The 19184-nt window shown below is 40.1% G+C and carries 12 protein-coding genes; 2 read left to right on the forward strand and 10 right to left on the reverse strand.

What is annotated here, in order from left to right:
* Positions 1-135: 135 nt before the first annotated feature.
* From KK062_RS03600 to KK062_RS03635, 8 genes are all read right to left on the reverse strand, one after another.
* Positions 136-855, reverse strand: a complete 720-nt coding sequence (locus tag KK062_RS03600) for a hypothetical protein (protein ID WP_254082863.1) — start codon at positions 853-855, stop codon at positions 136-138.
* Entirely contained in the window at positions 855-2690 is a 1836-nt protein-coding gene (pglZ, locus tag KK062_RS03605; RefSeq protein WP_254082864.1) for a BREX-3 system phosphatase PglZ, read from the reverse strand. The genes KK062_RS03600 and pglZ overlap by 1 nt, the downstream gene beginning before the upstream one ends.
* Positions 2683-5790, reverse strand: coding sequence for a helicase-related protein (locus KK062_RS03610; protein WP_254082865.1), 3108 nt, complete (start codon positions 5788-5790; stop codon positions 2683-2685). Before KK062_RS03610 ends, pglZ begins: the two co-directional genes overlap by 8 nt.
* Positions 5791-6119: 329 nt before the next feature.
* Entirely contained in the window at positions 6120-8759 is a 2640-nt protein-coding gene (locus KK062_RS03615; RefSeq protein ID WP_254082866.1) for a DNA methyltransferase, read from the reverse strand.
* Positions 8760-8869: 110 nt separating this feature from the next.
* Entirely contained in the window at positions 8870-11497 is a 2628-nt protein-coding gene (locus KK062_RS03620; RefSeq protein WP_254082867.1) for a DNA methyltransferase, read from the reverse strand.
* Positions 11498-11688: 191 nt separating this feature from the next.
* The gene (locus KK062_RS03625) at positions 11689-15354 is read right to left on the reverse strand and encodes a DUF6079 family protein (RefSeq protein ID WP_254082868.1); all 3666 of its coding nucleotides are present in this window, start codon (positions 15352-15354) and stop codon (positions 11689-11691) included.
* Positions 15344-15820, reverse strand: coding sequence for a hypothetical protein (locus KK062_RS03630; protein WP_254082869.1), 477 nt, complete (start codon positions 15818-15820; stop codon positions 15344-15346). The genes KK062_RS03625 and KK062_RS03630 overlap by 11 nt, the downstream gene beginning before the upstream one ends.
* 2 nt (positions 15821-15822) lie before the next feature.
* A complete protein-coding gene (locus KK062_RS03635) occupies positions 15823-16134 on the reverse strand; it encodes a helix-turn-helix domain-containing protein (protein WP_254082870.1) in 312 nt (103 codons plus the stop codon).
* A 628-nt stretch (positions 16135-16762) separates the two neighbouring features.
* Here KK062_RS03635 and KK062_RS03640 point away from each other — a divergent pair.
* On the forward strand, positions 16763-17302 hold the full coding sequence (locus KK062_RS03640; RefSeq protein WP_254082871.1) for a Crp/Fnr family transcriptional regulator: 540 nt from the start codon (positions 16763-16765) through the stop codon (positions 17300-17302).
* A 79-nt stretch (positions 17303-17381) separates the two neighbouring features.
* On the opposite strand, the gene KK062_RS03645 is transcribed toward KK062_RS03640, so the two are convergent.
* Together KK062_RS03645 and KK062_RS03650 are read right to left on the reverse strand one after the other, a co-directional pair.
* Positions 17382-17858, reverse strand: a complete 477-nt coding sequence (locus KK062_RS03645; RefSeq protein ID WP_262899123.1) for a DUF4405 domain-containing protein — start codon at positions 17856-17858, stop codon at positions 17382-17384.
* A 14-nt stretch (positions 17859-17872) separates the two neighbouring features.
* Positions 17873-18463 (reverse strand): NAD(P)H-dependent oxidoreductase, encoded by a 591-nt coding sequence (locus tag KK062_RS03650; protein WP_254082873.1) that lies wholly within the window; start codon positions 18461-18463, stop codon positions 17873-17875.
* A 224-nt stretch (positions 18464-18687) separates the two neighbouring features.
* Between KK062_RS03650 and KK062_RS03655 the strand changes: the two genes are divergently transcribed.
* On the forward strand, positions 18688-19125 hold the full coding sequence (locus KK062_RS03655) for a class I SAM-dependent methyltransferase (RefSeq protein WP_369075165.1): 438 nt from the start codon (positions 18688-18690) through the stop codon (positions 19123-19125).
* The last annotated feature ends 59 nt before the right edge of the window (positions 19126-19184 follow it).

Here is a 19184-nt window from a genome sequence, read left to right on the forward strand (position 1 = left end):
GTATACGATAAAGTCAAAAATCAGCGTCAAAAAAAGGGAAAGTGCATCCACGACGCAATACCCTATTCGGGTAGTAAACGGCAAAATTGCAAGCCATGAGACGGCTAACGCTTTGAATTGCCAGGATTCTCTAAATCAAATCTTTATCGTTAAATATCCTTTCCCGACTGAACTATCCTTCTTATGAATCAATACTCCATTTTGCAAAGATCTTGATGGTGGCACTTCGAAATAAGAAAACCAGGGTCTGAAATTCAAATCATCAATCAAAATCGATTTCGAGCCTGAGAGCTTTATATCCGTATAGGTTACTAATTCAGAAATAAATTTATTCCTCACTTCTAAATTCGAGCACATAGAGTAGATGCTCATTCTATCTCGCTTTATTGTTTTCAGTTCGATTATCATAGGCAGCAAGGCATCGATCGCTATATTCACTGTACGATTGCTTCCGTAAATTGCCATCAATTTTTCATTAATAAATTTCTTGTTGATTTGATCCTGAACTTTAAAACCCTGGGCAAGCGCAACAAGTAAATCATAGGCGATCGGGTAGGTCAGGCTTATTAAACAGAGGCTCAAAGCTCTTTTGTCATCCTTTTGCAAGCTACTGTAGGGCACATCTCGCAAATATTCTTTCAGGTGATCGAGTATATCCTGCTGACGGTTTAAAATCTGCAGTAAATAAAGTGTAGCCTTGTTGGCTCGGTTGGATCCAGAAGTAAATTCCTGGATTCTTTCGCGAAGATAGTCCTTGTCAATCCTGCCTTTTGTAAGATAGAAGTTAATTCCTGCATCCAGAACCTCAAATGGAATCCGTTGGTTTAGTCCGATATATTTTGCTTTGCTACGCATTAAATACTGATAAATGGTACAATTACTTCCCAAAAATGAGAACCGCCATGTGTGATTACTTGCTTGTTTTTCAAGGTAAAGGCTTCATCGTTCTTTAGGTAAACTGAGAATCCCCTTGTTCCTACCGGAAGAGATGGATTTAGCGTCTTGAAATTTTCAAGTAATCTTTCGCTAGTAAAATGCAAATGCCGTTTACTGCGGCTTAATGATCCCACTTTCTCTTCAAGATTCAGGTTCTTAACCCCTTTAGCTTCTACATTTCCGTGATCAGCCGTTATATAGATTTCAAAACCCTGAACCTTAAAATCCAAAATAAGTTTTACAATACCTGATTTTTCAATCCATTGCTCAGTTGAAACCTTCAAATGATCATTCCCTAGAATTGAACCATGCATGATGTTATCAAGGTCGTTGCACACCAGGCCCAATAAAGTTACATCATCTGAAATATCCTTTGCAGACAATGGCTCATTAACACTAAACTTCTGATAATGAATTTGGTAAGCAGGTGCACCCTGTCTCAGCCAAAAACTCTCAAACATTTTACTCTCCTTTGAATTGTCATCATTCAAATCTGGCTTCTCGCCTTTAAAAATAGCTTGTCTCGACCATGCTGTTATCGTTGGGATAAATGCCAACGATGCGTTTGATGAATATTCAACTCCTGCATTGGCTAAGGCATTCGATAATAGAGTCCATTGCCAATAACTCATGCAATCAATAACCAATAAGGCTTTCTTTTTTGCCGGCTTCGCTTTGATATGTTCCAGAATTCTTGAAACTACTACAGGTTTTCTAACACCGCTTAGAGAGAACAGGCTTCCATAGGTGTTTTCGATAAATCGCTGGAACCGATTGTTAAAAGCATTTTCCAGTTGTGAATAGCGATCTTTCAGATCACTGTTTTTTGAAATCAAATACCTGATTTTCGCATTTGACAATATCTGGATGGTTTTGAACCATTGATCGGCGATGTCTTCTATCAATTCAAGTTGTTGTTTTAGATATTCGATCAGTCCTTCTAATTCATTGTCATTTTGACCATGCTCGTCAACGTATACTCCAATTTTAAGTGCCTTGTGAAATGATTCGTAATTCGCTGGTAATACCTTCACCGGCTTTAAATATTCGAACGCAAATAAATATCCTAAACTTCTATTGAGAAGTGCTTCATTAAAGTCCAGCAACGGGCTTTTGCTTTCTACAAACAACTCCCACTGTTCCTGTATGAATTTTAATAGATTCGTTTTTGTCAGGCCCTTTGATATGAGGCCAGGAAAATAGGGTTTTGAAAAACCGGTAAGAAAATCGACTACCGCGTTGTTAACGCCATTTTTCTCAAGAAGCACGGTAATCAAAGCATTAAGAATCCGTTCTTTTGCTTTACTCTTTGTTAGAATATCGAAGTCTACGCTATAAAGGTTTTCTAAAAGAAATTTTACGCTTTTGTCATAACTTAACTTATCATAGTGCTTGATGTTGGATAACAAACTCAACGCATTAAAGCTCAATCCTTTTATTGCTTTTGCATCCAGGTTAAGAAACAGTTGAGCCAACCCTACTGACTGAAAATGAACTTGCATTTCTAAGTCGGGCAATGGCCGATAATTTGCCGGTGCTACAATTAGAAATCTATTCACAGACTCACGGACTTGCAACTCAAACTGAACACGTACGTCCAAATCAGTTTTTGAGACAATTATAGCATAACCTTCATTTTCGAATGCTTTCCTTAGTTCCAGATACTCAAATAAGTTGTCCCGGTCAGCCACAATGATGTGCTGCTTATGGGTAGAGATTGCCAGAATCTTGAACTTATCTATCCAGTTACTCATTGACAACGTTCAACATTAAAAGGCATGACAAGGAGGGCACAATTTGGCTTGATAAATGAAAGGACCCTTCCATTGTCTCTTTTTCCCTATAGAGACGGTTTAAACGCGATTGTTTAATATTCTCAATTCCAATGCGTCTTAATTGCTTCTCCTGGAATACAAATGATTTTTCCTTGTCGCTCTTAATTTTATCGGTATTGTGAAGTATTATTTTTTGAAACTCTTCAAATTTGGCCAAAAGAAATTCCTCTGCTTTCTCTGATAGATGGCGAAACAATTCAATTGAGTCTTCAGCTGGGAGCGTTCCGATGCAATCAAAGAAATCATTTTCTTGAATCAGCTTGTCCCAAATACTTTGTGCAAACGGAGGAAAATTTTCGCCATCATTTGAAGTAAACATTGGCTGAACAATGTGCTTTGTCTCAAAATTATTCTTCACTTCCAGCAACCACAAGGACCATAGCCCTCCACTCGTTCTTCCTTGCTTGATTTTTACAACGGGCAGTTGCTGCCCTTCATTAAACGGCAATGCTTCTTTTAATATATTTTGTATAATTTCATGTTGCAAAGAAATTGGCTCAGGTATTGGATTATTCACGCTTGCCTTTATATCGAAGGTGTAAATAGTTTCCTTGTATCCTGGGAATTTGAATTTTAGTCCATTTAGTAAATTTTGATACATAATTCCCTTTGTTCGCAAATAGTTTACTGTAATGGTTTGTAGCCACTTCGGCAGCGGACTGTGTTTGATGGCTTCCACCTTATCGACGGTGATGTCTTCAGAGGAAAGTGTGGGGAGCGCGCTTTCTGTTATTTTATAGTCCCTCAGTTTATTTTTTATGTCTTCCAGCCAATTTTTACCTTCCTGTTCAAATCTCGCCGGATCGAGTAGTGACGTCAGATATAACTTACTGATTTTGTCGCGTTCAAGTGTACTGTCAAGAACATCGGAAGTCTTGTCAATACCCAGCTCTTTCATGATCTGAGACAGCTTGGTTTCTACCACTTCGTAAACTCTTTTATCAACCGAGTTATCAAGCATCATGTTATATGCAAGTACCTCGTGATCCTGACCGATCCGATCTACGCGACCAATTCTTTGCTCGACAATCATTGGGTTCCAGGGCATGTCGTAGTTGATGACAATATGTGCAAACTGCATGTTCAGTGACTCACCCGCTGCGTCCGTACAAATTAGGATTTGTGTAGTGTCTTTAAATTGCTTCAACGCGTCAACTCGCTGGTCGAAATCCATCGATCCATTGATCGCATCACACAGGTAGCCTCCTTTTTCACGCAGGATTTTTTGAAGCATAAATTGTGTACTGGTGAACTCCGTGAATAATAGGAATTTTACATCAGGATTATTCTCGGTTTTCTTAAGATCCAAAAGTTTTGCAAGAAGATAATCGACTTTGGCATCGGTCTCGGTTGACAAGCAATCCTTAGCCTTTTGAATTAGCCCTCGCAGATGTGTAAGCTCTGTATCATAATTCCCCTGCGTTTGCTCCAGTATTGAGAATATCTTCTCTTCATAGTCCATTTCCAATTGACCTTCGTAACCATATTCTTCCAGGTTATTGATGACACTTTCTTCGTTTACATTCGCCCTTTCTCCTGATAGTCGTTCGGCCCGTTTTTGCATGGCATCAAGAATTGCCTGCGTGGAGCTGCTCATCATTCGTTGGAATAGCAGCATAACAAAGCCATACGAGTTATTTTTGGTTTCCTTGGCCATATTGAAGCCCGTGACAACATATTCGGTCACGTCTTCATACAGTTTTCTCTGCTTTAAATGATGAACCTCGTAGGGTACTTCGATTTTGAAGGTATGGCGCTTTTTAAATAATGGTTTGCCACTGTAATCAATTGCCTGCCGCTTTTCTGTGCGTACAACATACGGTTCTAACTCTTTGATGGAGGGCATGCCTTCTCCTGCAAAAGCGTCGGCATCGAGTAGTTGTAAAATTCTTCTAAAGTGATCACTTTTTCCGCGATGGGGCGTTGCTGACAGCAGAAGTACATTCGGAATGGCGTTGCATAACACACTAGCCATTTGATGGCGACCCACCTGGGTATTGCTACCGCCCACCTTGTGGCACTCGTCAATAACAAGCAAATCAAATTCGGCTTCCAGAACATTTTGAATACGATGCTTATTGTATTGTTCCACTTGCCTTTTACTCCAGCCCTGTCTGTGTTCGAGAGGTTTTAGAGCATCCATTGAGACAATTATTTGATTATGCTGGGCAAAGAGATTTATTTCGTTATCGGCATCGAGACGAGAGAATGTTCTACTTATCGTGTTTATGTAGTCAGTGTCATAGATATGAAACGTCTCGTTGAAATGCCTTTTCATTTCCTGATGCCATTGACCCATTGCCGATTTTGGGACAATAACCAAACTTCGTTTTACGATTCCCCTTAATTTTAGTTCCTTCAGTACTAATCCTGTTTCAATTGTTTTACCCATGCCGACCTCATCTGCCATCAGGAAGCGCAGATACTGACCAGACATAACTTTCTCTAACGCTAAAATCTGGTGTGGCAATGGAATGATATTGCTCTCCAACGGGGCAAGCATTGCCTGGTTGAATATCTCCGATCTGATTTTAGCGGCTACAGCCAGGTAACTTATCTTTGAATCAGAAAATATTGCCGTAACTTCCTCCAGTTGGTTGAGTTTGGTCTCTGTGATCTTATCACTCTTTAGAAGTTTAATTTTGGCTTTCTCAACGCCAAAAACCTTTTTAACCTCCAACACTTCAGCTTCTTCGCCATTAAACATAACAATATCACCTTCTGCAAAAGCATACGTTTGAATGGTGGATATTGATCCGTTAGCAATTTCTTTCAATCCTTCGGTGAGCGTAAAGGCATTACCTTCCTTGATGGTTTTTACTTTTTCTGGATGTAGTATTTTAATATCTACGCTTCCTGATCCTCCTGGTTCGATGCTTGTCCTGTTCAGGATTGTAACTACACAATCTGAGCTACCGATCATTCCTGCCCGCAATGTGGGCCGGTATCCTGAAAGAATAGGTTTTTCTCTCCCACCTTCTTGCGTTGCTTTTAGTGTTAATGTAGCTCGTATCTTCATGCTTAGTTCAAATTAACTGGTGTGAGGCCCACTATAGCATTATTGAATTCGTCTAAATTTCTTTTATCGACGCTTACTGCCTTACAATCGTCAAGCTGCATAACATCTGAGCAGAAAAGGTCGATACTCAATACAACTTGAATTAGAATATATTGAACCTTATCGATGCGCATTACAATTTCCTTTCCATAGTAATGACCGCAAGATTCGTTGATCGCAAACTGCTTCGCTTCCAATGAGCGATCCGTACACCTGAATTTGTTGCCCAGGGCGATAATATCATCATACTCTCGTTGCGTAACGGCTCTATATAAAATACAAGGCATAGATTAAACCCTATCTTTAGCTATATCGTAATACATTAACAATTGCTCGTCTTCAAACAAAATATTTTGGGGAATCAAATCCCCCAATTTTACAATGGTGCTAAAATCTTTTTGCTCCCAGGAATTTTTAAAACCTGCACGGAGTGCTTCGGCCCGAACCTCTTTTAATTTCTTGGCTTTTGCCTGGCTAACGGCAGTTACGTAGGTGGCGAACTCTTTCAGTAATACTTTGGTGCGCAGGGCTTCTCTATCCTTTGCTTCGTTGGGGTTAGGAGTACGCCACTTGCCATCTGAATCTAGAATGAAGCTTTCATTTAGAATATCTTGCAACTCTGGCAGCAAGTCACCTTTTCGTAAAGCTTGTGTGGCGATCTTCCAATCATTTGTGATGTCTTGATATTTTTGTTTAGTCTTCCGTAGCCTTTCTTTTAACCATTCAATTGCATCTGACTCATTGGTAACGATCAAAGACAATTGAACAAATTCTGGAGCCCTGGCTTTTTTCTCATCATACTCTGCTGCTTGCTCTTTGGTAAAATACATGCCATCCCGTTCAACATATCTTTGTTTAAGTCCTTCTTGAAAATCTTTTGCGTCAATCGGAACAGGAAAACCGCGCATTAAATAGAAGGATATAAGTCGATCAAAAATGATCTTGGGGCTTCTTTCAATGATAGCAGTAGTGGTATTGAGTTTCTTTAAGTGAACGGGGAGGTGATGAAGATGTTCGGAAACAAAATCCCAAACGACCACTTCTCCATGGATTGTCTTAAATTTAGTCTCAAATTCAGATGACGGCTTATAGCAACTTATTACAAGGTCTTGCTTTACAGCGGTTGGTGAGGTTACAGCCTGGAACGTGCCTTGCTTTTTATCCAATGCAGCTAAATTAGCAATCACAAACCCTGCCTTTTGAAGTGCCATTTGAATTCCATTCCATACAGCGGCACTTGTATTACTAAATTCTACCGTCATCCATTTCCCTGGCTTTAGAACTTCAAAATACTTCTTAAAACAAGCCTCCATTAAGAGTTGATACTCAAAGATTGTCTTGCTTTTGGCTTTATCAATAATTGCTTCATTCTTAGCGTTAGTAAGTACTTTATGCCACGCCTCAATTAAAATATTTAAGTCGGAGTAGTAAATATTTTCACCAAAAGGAGGGTCCGTAAAAATGTAGTCAATGCTATTCGGCTTTACATTCAGGAATGAACAATCACCACAATAATTCAGGGAACTCCCTTGTTTGGATTTGTATTGGGAGAATGCTTTAATTAATCTTTTATACTTCCCCTGCACTAAATAATCAGGACTGATTTCAGAGGTATGCGATGCTACATAAAAAACCCCCGATAAATATTGATTGACTTGAGAGAATCCAGTTGGTCGAAACCTGTTCAGCAAAGAAATCCCCCATACCATTTGTTCAAACGTGAATTGAAGAAAAGCTTGCGTCCTTTTATCGGCAACTTTTAAAGTCGCTTCCCATAAAAAGGCGAGCGAATGAAAAGCTCTCTTCAGGAAGAAATCGTGGATATATTCAATATTAGTGGTTTTAACCCTGCCAACTTTTGCCATTTGAATGTCCGGCAGCTTAAAGTGCGGGGCATGCTCAGGGAAGTCTAATTCTTCAATTCTTTTAAGAACAGAAAAATCAAACTCATCAGGTTTCTTGGTGTAATTGGAGCTACTGTAATTATAGTTAATTAAATATGGATAACGTTTGGGTTTTCTTACGGCTTTATCTATGGCCTTATCAAAAGTTGTTTCAAATAATAAAGTACAAGACTCCTTCGTTAGCTCAGTTGAGCAAGAAGGACACTTTATTACATCTGACACAGTTTTAGATTCTGGCTCGTAGAACTCTTCCGTAAATGACAATTCATGATTACAATTTGGACAGGCTAGCATCTCACTCCATACCACATAATTGATTTTGCCCACTTTGCCATTTGTATGCTTTGTCTCATACATCCAACCAAGCTTTTCGTCAAAGGATGAAATGATTCTCCTGATTTCCATTTCATAATCTTCAAGATTGACAGGGTTGATGTAATTGTAAGAAACAAATGATGCTACTGGTGCGAGATCACCTACAATAGACTTTCTTGTTCCCCACACAGGAGATGAATCAAAAATATGTTTCCACTCAGTTTCAATTTTATACTGCGTTTCTGAATCGGGGTTGCCACACGAAATAGCGGCAACTGCTGTCATTCCTGTGCCGGCAAAGCCATCTAAAATTATATCCCCCGGCTGTGTGTAATGAAGAATATATCGCATGATGGCAGGATGTGGAACCTTTGTATGGTAGCTATGAGCGGCATAGATCTGATTTGTTTTACCCTCACTTACATCGCTGGCATACGGCTCGTCAATTTCGAAATCCTTCTTTCTTGTTTTAATGTGCTCTTTCTCCTCTTCCCACTCAGCAATAAAATGATTTAACCATGGATTAGGGCAAGCAGTATAGTAGGGAGGATCGCTCAGGTTAATAATGTCGTCATCTTCACCAATAGGAAAGCCTTCTAGCTTTTTTAATTCAGGAAGTTTCTTTCGTAGTTCATTACGAAAGTATTCTCTCCGTTCTTCTTCAGAGTTGAATTTTTTACCAAGGCATATTAATTTTTCCTGCTTGCTCATTTACTTCTTTTAAAATCAAACCGGTTTCAATGTGGATTGAGTTCCGGCTCCAAATCCTGAATTCCTCTAAAATTCTGTATATGAATTTTATTTATTCTCATGGCTAAATCTTAGACCCTATCTTTAGCTATATCGTAGTACATCAACAATTGCTCGTCCTCAAGCAAAATGTTCTGAGGTATCATATCTCCTAATTTCACAATGGTGTTAAAATCTTTCTGTTCCCAGGAGATTTTGAAACCTGCTCGTAGGGCTTCAACCCGGACTTCTTTCAATTTCTTGGCTTTAGGCTGATTAATTGCAGCTATGTAAGTACCAAATTCTTTCAGCAGTATTTTGGTTCGCAACGTTTCCCTATCTTTTGCTTCATTAGGATTAGGCGTACGCCACTTACCGTCGGCATCCTGGATGAAATTTTCATTCAGGATATCCTGCAACTCTGGTAGTGTATCGCCTTTGCGAAGCGACTGTGTTGCTTTTCGAAACTCAGGCATTATGTCCTGGTATTTCTGACCTTGTTTGCGCAGTCTGTCTTTTAACCATTCAATTGCATCCGATTCACTTGTGACTATTAGTGATAATTGGACAAACTTTGGAGACCGGGCTTTTTTGTCATCATATATAGCAGCTTGCTCTGAGGTAAAATACATTCCATCTCTTTCAACATATCTTTGCTTTAATCCTTCTTGATAGTCCTTTGCATCTATTGGAACAGATAATCCGCGCATCAAGTAAAATGTAATTAACCTGTCAAATAGGGCTTTTGGGGCACGTTCAATGATGGCTGTTGAGCTATTTTCATTTTTTAAATAGACAGGAAGGTGGCTTAGATGTTCGGAGACGAAATCCCAAACAGCAATTGAGCTTTGCGTTGTTGTAAACTTTTGCTCGAATGATTCTGATGGCTTGTAACAACTGATAACTAAGTCTTGCTTGACAGCGGTTGGTGTTGTTACGGCCTTGAAGCTGCCCTGTTTCTTATCCAACCCTGCGACATTGGCGATTACAAAACCAGCTTTCTGAATTGCTGTTTGGATTCCATTCCATACCGCTGCACTTGTATTGCTGAATTCAACCGTCATCCATTTACCCGGTTTAAGAACTCTGTAATACTCTTCGAAGCATTTCGTCATAATGCTTTGATAGTCTAAAAGCGACTTGCCCTGCGATTTATTTTCAATAGCTTCCGATCGATTATTTGTTTTTACCCGCAACCAACCTTCTGAAATGTAGTTTAGCTCTGAGTACATAATATTTGCACCAAATGGGGGGTCCGTGAAAATGTAGTCTATGGACGATGAGTTTAGCGTTTTCATGTCGCTTACTGAACCCGTCAAGGTAATTCCTCGATGCCCTTTTAATTTTGGTAACGATGAGCTTATTGTTTTTAGGCGATTCTCAAGAGCAAATAGCGCCCTTTTTTCTACTGAAAGGCTGGGGATATATAAGGTTCCTGCAAGACCTGGAATAAAGGGTCCACCGCCACCTTTGAAATAATATCCAACTTTCAACCTGGCCATCTTTGACACATCTGAAGTGATTGCGGTGACAAGAAAGAGATTTCTCACATTCTTATTCTTGTTTATATAACTTAATACACACCATAAGTTTCTTTTGGTAAAAAAATGATGAACATGAGTAATGCCATTGGACCTTTTAGGTTGCTCTGTATTATAGCCTATTGGAAGCTCATTTGCTTTAATGTTGTACGGGACTTTTAGCGCATCGATCTTTTGGATTAGTAATAAATCATCAGAGTCTGGTTTTTTTTCAAATCGCTTATTGCCTACTCTATAATTAATTAATACTGGCACCGTTTTGGTTTGGCGAATTGTTTCAGTTAAGCTATCGTCATAAAGAGTTACCCAGGTTTTTTCAAGAGTACGTTTGGAATGAAGTGAATTACAATGAGGACAATGAAATTCATCTCGAACTTCCCCTATTTCTTTATCTATAGCTGCATCCCAAAAGATAATTTCTCCGTTGCAATCAGGACAGGTAAAAACATCACTCCAAAGGGTATAGTCAATTATACCTTTTGAGCCATTAGTGTGTTTGGTCTCATACATCCAATTGCATTCCGTCTCAATTTCATTTAAAAGATAACGAGCCTGATCTTCGAAGACATAATTGTCAGTTGAGGTATTATAGTTATAAGAAATAAAAGAGGCGACCGGGGAAAGATCCCCCAGAATAGCATTGCGCGGGCCCCACACAGGACTGCCTAAACCGGAATCTCGAAATTCCTTTTCGATTACATATTTAGTTTCCGGATCGGGATTTTCACAAAGCTGAGCTGCTACTCCAGTCATACCGGTGCCTGAGAATCCATCGAAAACGGTATCTCCCGGTTGAGTGTAGTGTAGGATATACCGCATTATTGCCGGATGCGGTACTTTTGTATGATAGCTATGGGCGTTGTAGATAGGATTGTTTTTCCCTTCGCTTACATCACTGGCATAGGGTTCATCAACATGAAAGTTTTCCTGTCTTTCGTTGATATTACTCTGCTCATTCTCCCATTCACCAATAAAATCATTTAACCAAGGATTTGGGCACGCCGTATAGTATGGAGGATCGCTCAGATTAATGATGTCTTCATCGTCACCAATAGGAAAGCCTTCTATCTTCTTTAATTCGGGAAGTTTCGCTCTTAATTCATTGCGAAAGTATTCTCTCCGTTCTTCTTCGGAATTAAATTCCCGGCCAAGGCATATTACTGTATCCTGTTTGCTCATTTACTTCTTGGGCTTTAAAAAAATCTAATATCAAATACCCCTTGGACTAGTGGTTTATCTGGCATAGTCACCGGCTATAGCACCTATACTATCGTTTGCCGTTTTATCGAGGCTTTTAGCATAAATTAGCTATGCCACCAGCTTGTATATCAATTACATCTTGGCCTTTGTCAAAGTTTAATGTCACTTCATTACTTAATAATAATCCGAACCTTATTTCTTTCTTTACCTGCACACAAACCGTCGATGTAAGCTGTCAGTGTATTAATTGCCTCCTGAGGAGTTAAAGGCTTGCTTAATTGCTGCCTAATATCCTCCATCGTTATCTCGACCTTGTCAATTCCCTGAGCAAATTGAGAGATTAGATTTCTTAACCTTGGTGCATTTTCAGCAGAAAGATCAACCCTGCTGCTCCTAAAATCTTCAACTAATTTTCGATCATCAGATTTGAGAACATCCATATTCTCTTGCACAGAGGGATCTTTAAACACTGATCTCATTGCTGCTGTCCACTTTTCGAGAATTGAATCAAGTTGCTCTTCAAGTTGGGTGATATTATATGCTGGTTTACCGTAATATTCGCGGGGATTAAAATCATGATAGGGCTCTGAAAGAACTCTGGATTTTGTTAATGACATATCCGCTTCGCGGAGTGAGACAATACTGTTCAGCCAATTTTGATATTCGGTTGCTGTGATAAACTCAGAATCTTTGATGATATCGCAAATGCGTTTCCTTTCACTTGTCATCATGCGCTCTTTCGCCAATGAATCTTGCTTCGACAAACGGCACCGTGTGTACTGGTTCAAATAGTAGTCTGCATATCGATCAATCAGAGAATTAAGAAGTGCTTCATACTTTTTGATATCCGAATCTTTTGAAGACGATACTACCATGGGGAGGCTATCAATTGCTTCTTTAATGTCATCAAAAAGTGGCTTTTCCTCTTGAACTACGTAGGATTGTGCTGTATATAAATAGCCTACAAGTCGCTCGAACTTCTCTGCTTTATCTTTTAACTTATCGATCAGGTCACAGTATTGATATGCTTTAAATGCAGCTAATAATTCGTCTTCTGTGAACTTGAACGCCTTAAGTTTTCCGTATGAGTTGTATGCCTGAATATTGTCAAGCATTGAGCCGAGTGTATCTAGTTCGGTTTTCATTTTTCCGTTGTCCTCTTCACTTAAGAGAGGTACGTTTCGGCATCGAAGCCCTTGTGCAAGCAGTGCCTTAGTTTTAACAGTTCTTTCTGCTTTTGCTTTTGCTTCAGTTATGATCTTGCTTATTGTCTCTGCTTTATCCAATTCTGACGTAAAATCAGGTAACCCGAGGCAAGTAAATAGCGCCTTTAAGTTTTTAGTCGGTATCCCCTGGGGCTGCTTGACGTGTTGGAAAGTAAAGAAGTCCTCTTCTGTATAAGTCAACATTGCCTCGATATTCGTGGCTGATAATGTTTTACTTGCTGACCAGGTAATTTCAATATCTCCTTTATAAGCAAGAGCCGACAGAACAAGAAATTCTAATTGGTAGTCAATATTAAAATCAACAGAATACCAAAGATTAGCCGGTGCATAGTGAGCCCAGATGATGTCCGATCTGTTCAATACCGAGGTACCACCAGCTTCTTTCAATTTCTTTTTAATGCTATCTGCATACTTACTATTATCTGTTGCGATTGCATGTCCGCTCCATAGACCGAGCCCGCTTAAGATTGCCTCGCCATCGCGATTGGCCTGTGATGACGCAGTGACTTTTTTTAACGCAGCTTTAATTCGGCCGTCAAAGTTGTCTTTAGTAAGCGGTTGAAGTAGGTCGGAAAACGCAGGATAATGGGGATACTTCTCATTGAAAGTCTTATTCAAAACCCTTGCAGCAACACTGCGAAAAATCATTTCTTTTGTTGACCCTTCACCTAACAGCGGATAAGATTTGAGTGATTTAGCCTCTCCTTTATAAATCACCTTCGTTTTATCTGCGTACTCTTTATCGAAAAGGGAGATGGCTTTTCGCTGATACTCCTCTATCTGACTGGCGAATAATTGCTTTTGATTGGTCGGGGCTGATCCATGTTTTGCCTTGGCTGCTCCATAAAGACAAATAGTGTCTTTGAACTCTTTTGAAAGTCCTGCCACATCAAAGTACACTTCATCTGACTCATCATTTCGATTGATTGCATTGAAGAGGGGGCAGAAAAAGATGTAGTATTGCTGAATTGGTTCTGTTGTACTTCGTTCGTTTGGATTACCGAAGAAAACGTACCCGAGTCTAAAACTTTTCTTGTCAATCCATTCAAGTGAATGTTCCCAAATCTTGAAGCCAGACCTGTAGGAATCTTGCTGTATTTCTAAGACATATTGTAGAAAGTCAAAATAGTATTGATCAGCCAGGTCGGAATCTTTTTTTACAACCTCATCTGCATAGTCTCTGATCAACTGGGGAATATTGATACCGCCTTCAGTCCGAATATAGAAGTCGGAACTAATGTTATCCTGGTCAATGTACTGCCCGGCTGTGGCGGTGACCAGCTGTTTAGCTGTGCTATCAACCGCAGCTAAAAGCAACTCAGGATCATCGACACCTGAGATTGTTACACACAAGTCCTCTTTTAAACTTTGAGAATTCGCCCCGTTCCTTTTGTCGAGGTCATCACAGAGAATTCTGATCGCGAGAGCTTGAGAAATGCTTTGCGCAATCCCTTTGCGGTTCGCTCTAGCACCGTTGAAATGATTTGTGACTCTGCCTTGGATGATATCAATCTTATCCCTTACGGTTCGAATGTCGGGGATAGCCAACATTGCAGGATTACTCGCCAGGTCAGGCCAGTAAGTATCATAAGTAATCAGGCCAGGATTATTTGCAGGCACCTCCTTTTCGAGTATGTGTCCAAATCTGACAGATAATACCTTCAGAATTTCCCTTTGGCTTTTACCATGCTTTATCTTTTCAAAATAGCTTACATAATTAGGATGAACAGGAAACAGATCAATGAATTCGTTCAGATTTGTATTTATTCCTTCGAATAGATGGGCGAATTTCAATAGATGTTCTCTGATTTTGGCTTTCTGATGGATGTCCTTTTTCAGCAAGCGTTCTTTGACAACAAATGAGACATCTTCTTTTGTAATGATTAAATCTGAATACCGATCTTCAATCTTGTTCAGCATGTCTGCCTGAAACTGAAACTCGGGTGAACGATATAGTAATTCCTGAACGCCAAACATGAGCTTAAACCTCGAATTGTCGCAAGCTTCTCCCAACTGTCGAAGAAGCATGAGGTCATTGTTCAATTCATTAGGCTTTCGTCCCTTCAAATATTCCAACAACTCGTCAATTACGATTAGAAAATGATGCTTCGGAAAATTGCTTTCAAACTCAGCCATCATTTGCTGAATCAGCTCTTTCCAACTGAAATTGGAATCGTCATCGAACTTAAAATTAATGCCTTCTTTTTTTAGATATCTTTCAATTTGGGCAAACACGATATCCTTTAACGGCTTATCAGTCCCTATCTCAAAGCGAAGGACTTTATATTTTCCGGCAATCGCCTTGAAAGGTTTTTTGAAATCGTCGTTTTGTAAGTGCTTCGTTAGCTCAGCGTTTTCTGCAATTGCGGATACCAATGACATTAAGTGAGACTTACCAGTTCCATAGCTACCCACTACTTGAATGCCTTTAGTTTCATAGCTGGGCTCTGTTGTCAAATTTTTAATAATGATTTCCTGCAAATCCTCTTGCATCTTTTTCGAAAACACAAAGGTCCTCACAAGATTTTCCGCTACCGATGTTTCACTGGCATTCACTAGTTTGACAACCGTTGTAATTGGCTCAAATTTGATAAGCTCCTTATAAAGCATGATGAAGTTTTTTTAATGGGGTATCTAAGAAATCCAGATTATAGGTATCGGTTTGATCGGTCCAGTGTAATTTATTTGGAAAGTCTAATTCATTTTCCCACACTATGATCAATGCTGTCGACTTGGAAAATTCCCTAAGCATCTGGGCTGCATTCAGTTTGAACATTGGCTCTAACAAAATTCCAATGTTATGAATCGCGATTAGAAAGTTTCCTGAGATAGCCAGCTTGATTTTATGACCGTCAAGCAATTTTTTTGTGTATTCAAATACATCAATATTGATGTAGGATTGATCCTGGAGCGTTTCGACAAATTTTGATACCTCCTTGCCAACATTGATGACAGGAATATTCTCCGAATTAAGAAAATCGATACTTTGCTTTAGCTCTTCGCGCTTACATACCAGGGTGTAAAGCTTATATCGGTCGGAAGAGGAAATAATATCCTTAATTGAATAGGTACTCATGTCTACTTTCGTTTCTTTTTCATAAAAGTGTAGACTACCTCAATTGATTGAATTCCGACAGATTCTTCCTTGACGACATCATAAACTTTATCGGCTAACCATAAGATTAAGAGCTCATCCTCGGTGATGTTTAACATTAAAGCTAACTTTTTAAGATGATTACGGCTTACTGGTTTTTCATTACTTTCCATTTTGCTGATGTATGCTGTATCCACTTCCAAACCAGCAGCAACCTGACGCTGAACCAGACCCTTCGCTTCCCTTAATTCTTTAAGTTTCTCTCCCAGCATGTTACCAAATTTGGTCTTGTCCAATAAAGGTCTAATTTATGTATTATTTGTAAATATTCATTGAGCCAACGACATGTCTGCTATCGTAACGTTAAGATACTTTTTGCGATGCTGACCAAGAGCATCAGAGATGAAGTAAAGAGTTGTTCGATAGAGGGAAAAACCCGACTATCGTCGGGCCTTTGGACTGTCCTTCAGCAGCGGGGGAGGGAAATGGATCCGCTCGCATGCCATTGATTTTCAATATTTTATCATTGCGTTGCCACTGCTCACTTGGTTGCTCGCCTACGTGCGGCTCTTAATGGCCCACCCAGGCGCTGATGCGAGAGCTAAACACCCAACGACTAACTTGTCCACGCACAACCCCTATCCAGCTCTGGGGTAATCCGGGTGAAAGGCGCCGCCGTTCCGGAATCGCGCTCCCAGCGCCTCCCATAACGGCTTGCCGCCACTGCCATTCGGATGGTGACTCATCAGCAATATTAAAGCGAGTAGTGACAAACGAAAAACATGACTATTACTCATTTCACCCAATGATCTCGCTTTGGTATAACGCTTGCGTTATGGTTTTCACAAGTATTGCAGTGTCACCGTTACAGGCTGTTGATTTATTTCTCTGGTTTTATAATATTTATGTATAATAGCGACATCCGTGAAAGCGACTGTAACGATGAAAAACAATTGGGACAAATTCAGTCATTATTTTAAACAACAGGAAGTTCCTGCAAAGACTATTTTGTTGGCGGAAGGAAAAACTTCGAGAACGATGTTTTTTATTGATAAGGGCTGCTTGCGGACGTGGGTAAATAATGGCGGTAAAGAGATAACCACGCAATTCTTCTTCGAAGGCGACACCGTGTCTTCTATTGAAAGTTTTAGGACAAACCAACCGAGCTTATACAGTATCGAAAGCCTTGAGCCCTGTATTTTACAAACACTTTCACAAGCTGATTTTCAGGACATTATTGAAAACTCACCTGAATTAAAAAAAGAGCTGGAGGAACATTTATTCAAAAGACTTTTTCACGCGCAACAACTTTTCTATACATATCTTAAAAATAATCCTCAAAAACGCTATGAAGAATTGATAGAACAATATCCACAGATCGTCAAGCGCGTTCCACAACATTACATAGCTTCTTATTTAGGGATCACACCGGTTTCATTAAGCCGAATACGAAATAGGGTATAGACGCCATGCGGTAATTCTTTGCTCGCTTGCGTTTTTTAATCGCTCGCCGTACCTACGGAAGTTCTAAATACGTAAATCATTATCGGGTGATTAAATAGATTACCTCTTCAGGGTCGGCGTTATTGTTTATCCAGATGTCTTCTATTGTCCTCGCCTTTTCAATCGACATTCCACCCGTTTTTAATCTGTCGGCTATTTCGGAATAGTCAACATCCAATGCCTGAAAAGCATCATTAAGAGGCGCTTTAATGATTTTATTGATAATAAGGATGTCTACCGGTGGATGCATTCTTTCAGAAATAATGAAGGCCATGGAGATGGTCGCCACACCCAGCATAGCAGGAAGGAAAACGCCCCTTTTAAAATGAATTTTTAACGCTAGCCAGTTGAGTATAATATGAACGATTGCACATACAACAAAAAATGCACCCAAACATTCATGTACTACTTCCGTATAGCCGTCAAATAGATGGAAAAGCATAAGTAACCCGGATAGTCCAACGACCAGGAAAACCAGGGATATAAATGGGGTGATATAATTCCTGCTCAATTTCATACTACAAGATGGATTCAGTTTAATGTTGAAAAAGTGGCTTCAAGATTGTTCAACCACGTCACCCGCTTCTGCGGGCTGACAGATTTTACCGATGTAAAACTTATCCAGCGCAGGTTTTTGTATCCCATGGTTTTGAAAACACTTCGTAACATCACTTTTCGGATTAAGTTCCCAATGAGTAAGGAATACAATAGTTTAGGCTTATTCATGGTGGTGGTGACGGTGATGCTTTTCAGGTTCTTCAAAAGCGGGACTAATCCAAATCCTCTCGGATGGTGATCATACGCTACGCCCGGAGACAGCACCCTGTCAATAAACCCCTTCGTTGTTGCCGGCATAATATCCCACCAGATCGGGAAAATAAAGATCATATGGTCCGCCTTTTTTATCCTTTCGGTATAGTCAACTACCTGCGGGTCAACAGGCTTATGGTCGACAAAAGCTTTCAGGTCGGCTTGTGACATGGCAGGGTTGAACCCGTCATGATCCAGGTGCATCAGGTCAACCTGGTGACTGGCTTTTTGCAGTCCTTTTGCTACCGATTGTAGAATCGCACTGCAGTAACTGCCGTCGTAAGGATGATTAAATACGATCACCGTTCTCATGTTGTACTGTTTAATGACAGTACAAAGGTGGGAAGCGTTTCAGCCTTCGGACGATAACAATTGTAAAGAAATGAGGTCAACAGGAAGTTTCTCATGGTTGGCGTTTCAAACAGAAGTAGGAAGCTAGCCGGCTGTCCATCATTCATATTCTGTTTTTTCCTACCCTTCGTTGGTGACCGCCTGCCGATTTATAATAATTTGCATGTCTTAAATCTTACCCGACAATGGTTGAGCGTGTTTCCAAAAGACTCATGGAGATTGTTGATGCACTGCCTTTGAAAGAAGGAGTGCGTGTCCTGGAAATCGGCTGCGGACCGGGCGTAGCCGCACGGGAAGTTTGCAGGAGGACGGAGCGTAGCTATGTTCTCGCGATAGATCGTTCGGAGAAGGCAATTCGGCAAGCGATTTATGGATCAACGAGCGAGTTAAGATCAGGCAGGATATACTTCCGCCAGGTTGCGGTCGAAGATTTTGAATTAGATGCGGGGGATAAACGTTTTGATCTCGCTTTTGCCGTACGGGTAGGTGCGCTGGATGGGCGACATCCGGAACTTGAGAAACAAGCGTTGGGAAAAATCGCGAAAGCACTTAAGCGCAACGGTAGATTTTTTATCGATGGCGGTGATCCGTTACAGGAAATATCACTGGACGATTTCCGATAATGCGCCGGGGGAAAAAAGTGCCATTCAAAGGGAAAAGCATCCATGGATGGCCTTGTTAA

The sequence above is a fragment of the Dawidia cretensis genome, assembly GCF_018598175.1.
GTDB lineage: Bacteria > Bacteroidota > Bacteroidia > Cytophagales > Cyclobacteriaceae > Ohtaekwangia > Ohtaekwangia cretensis.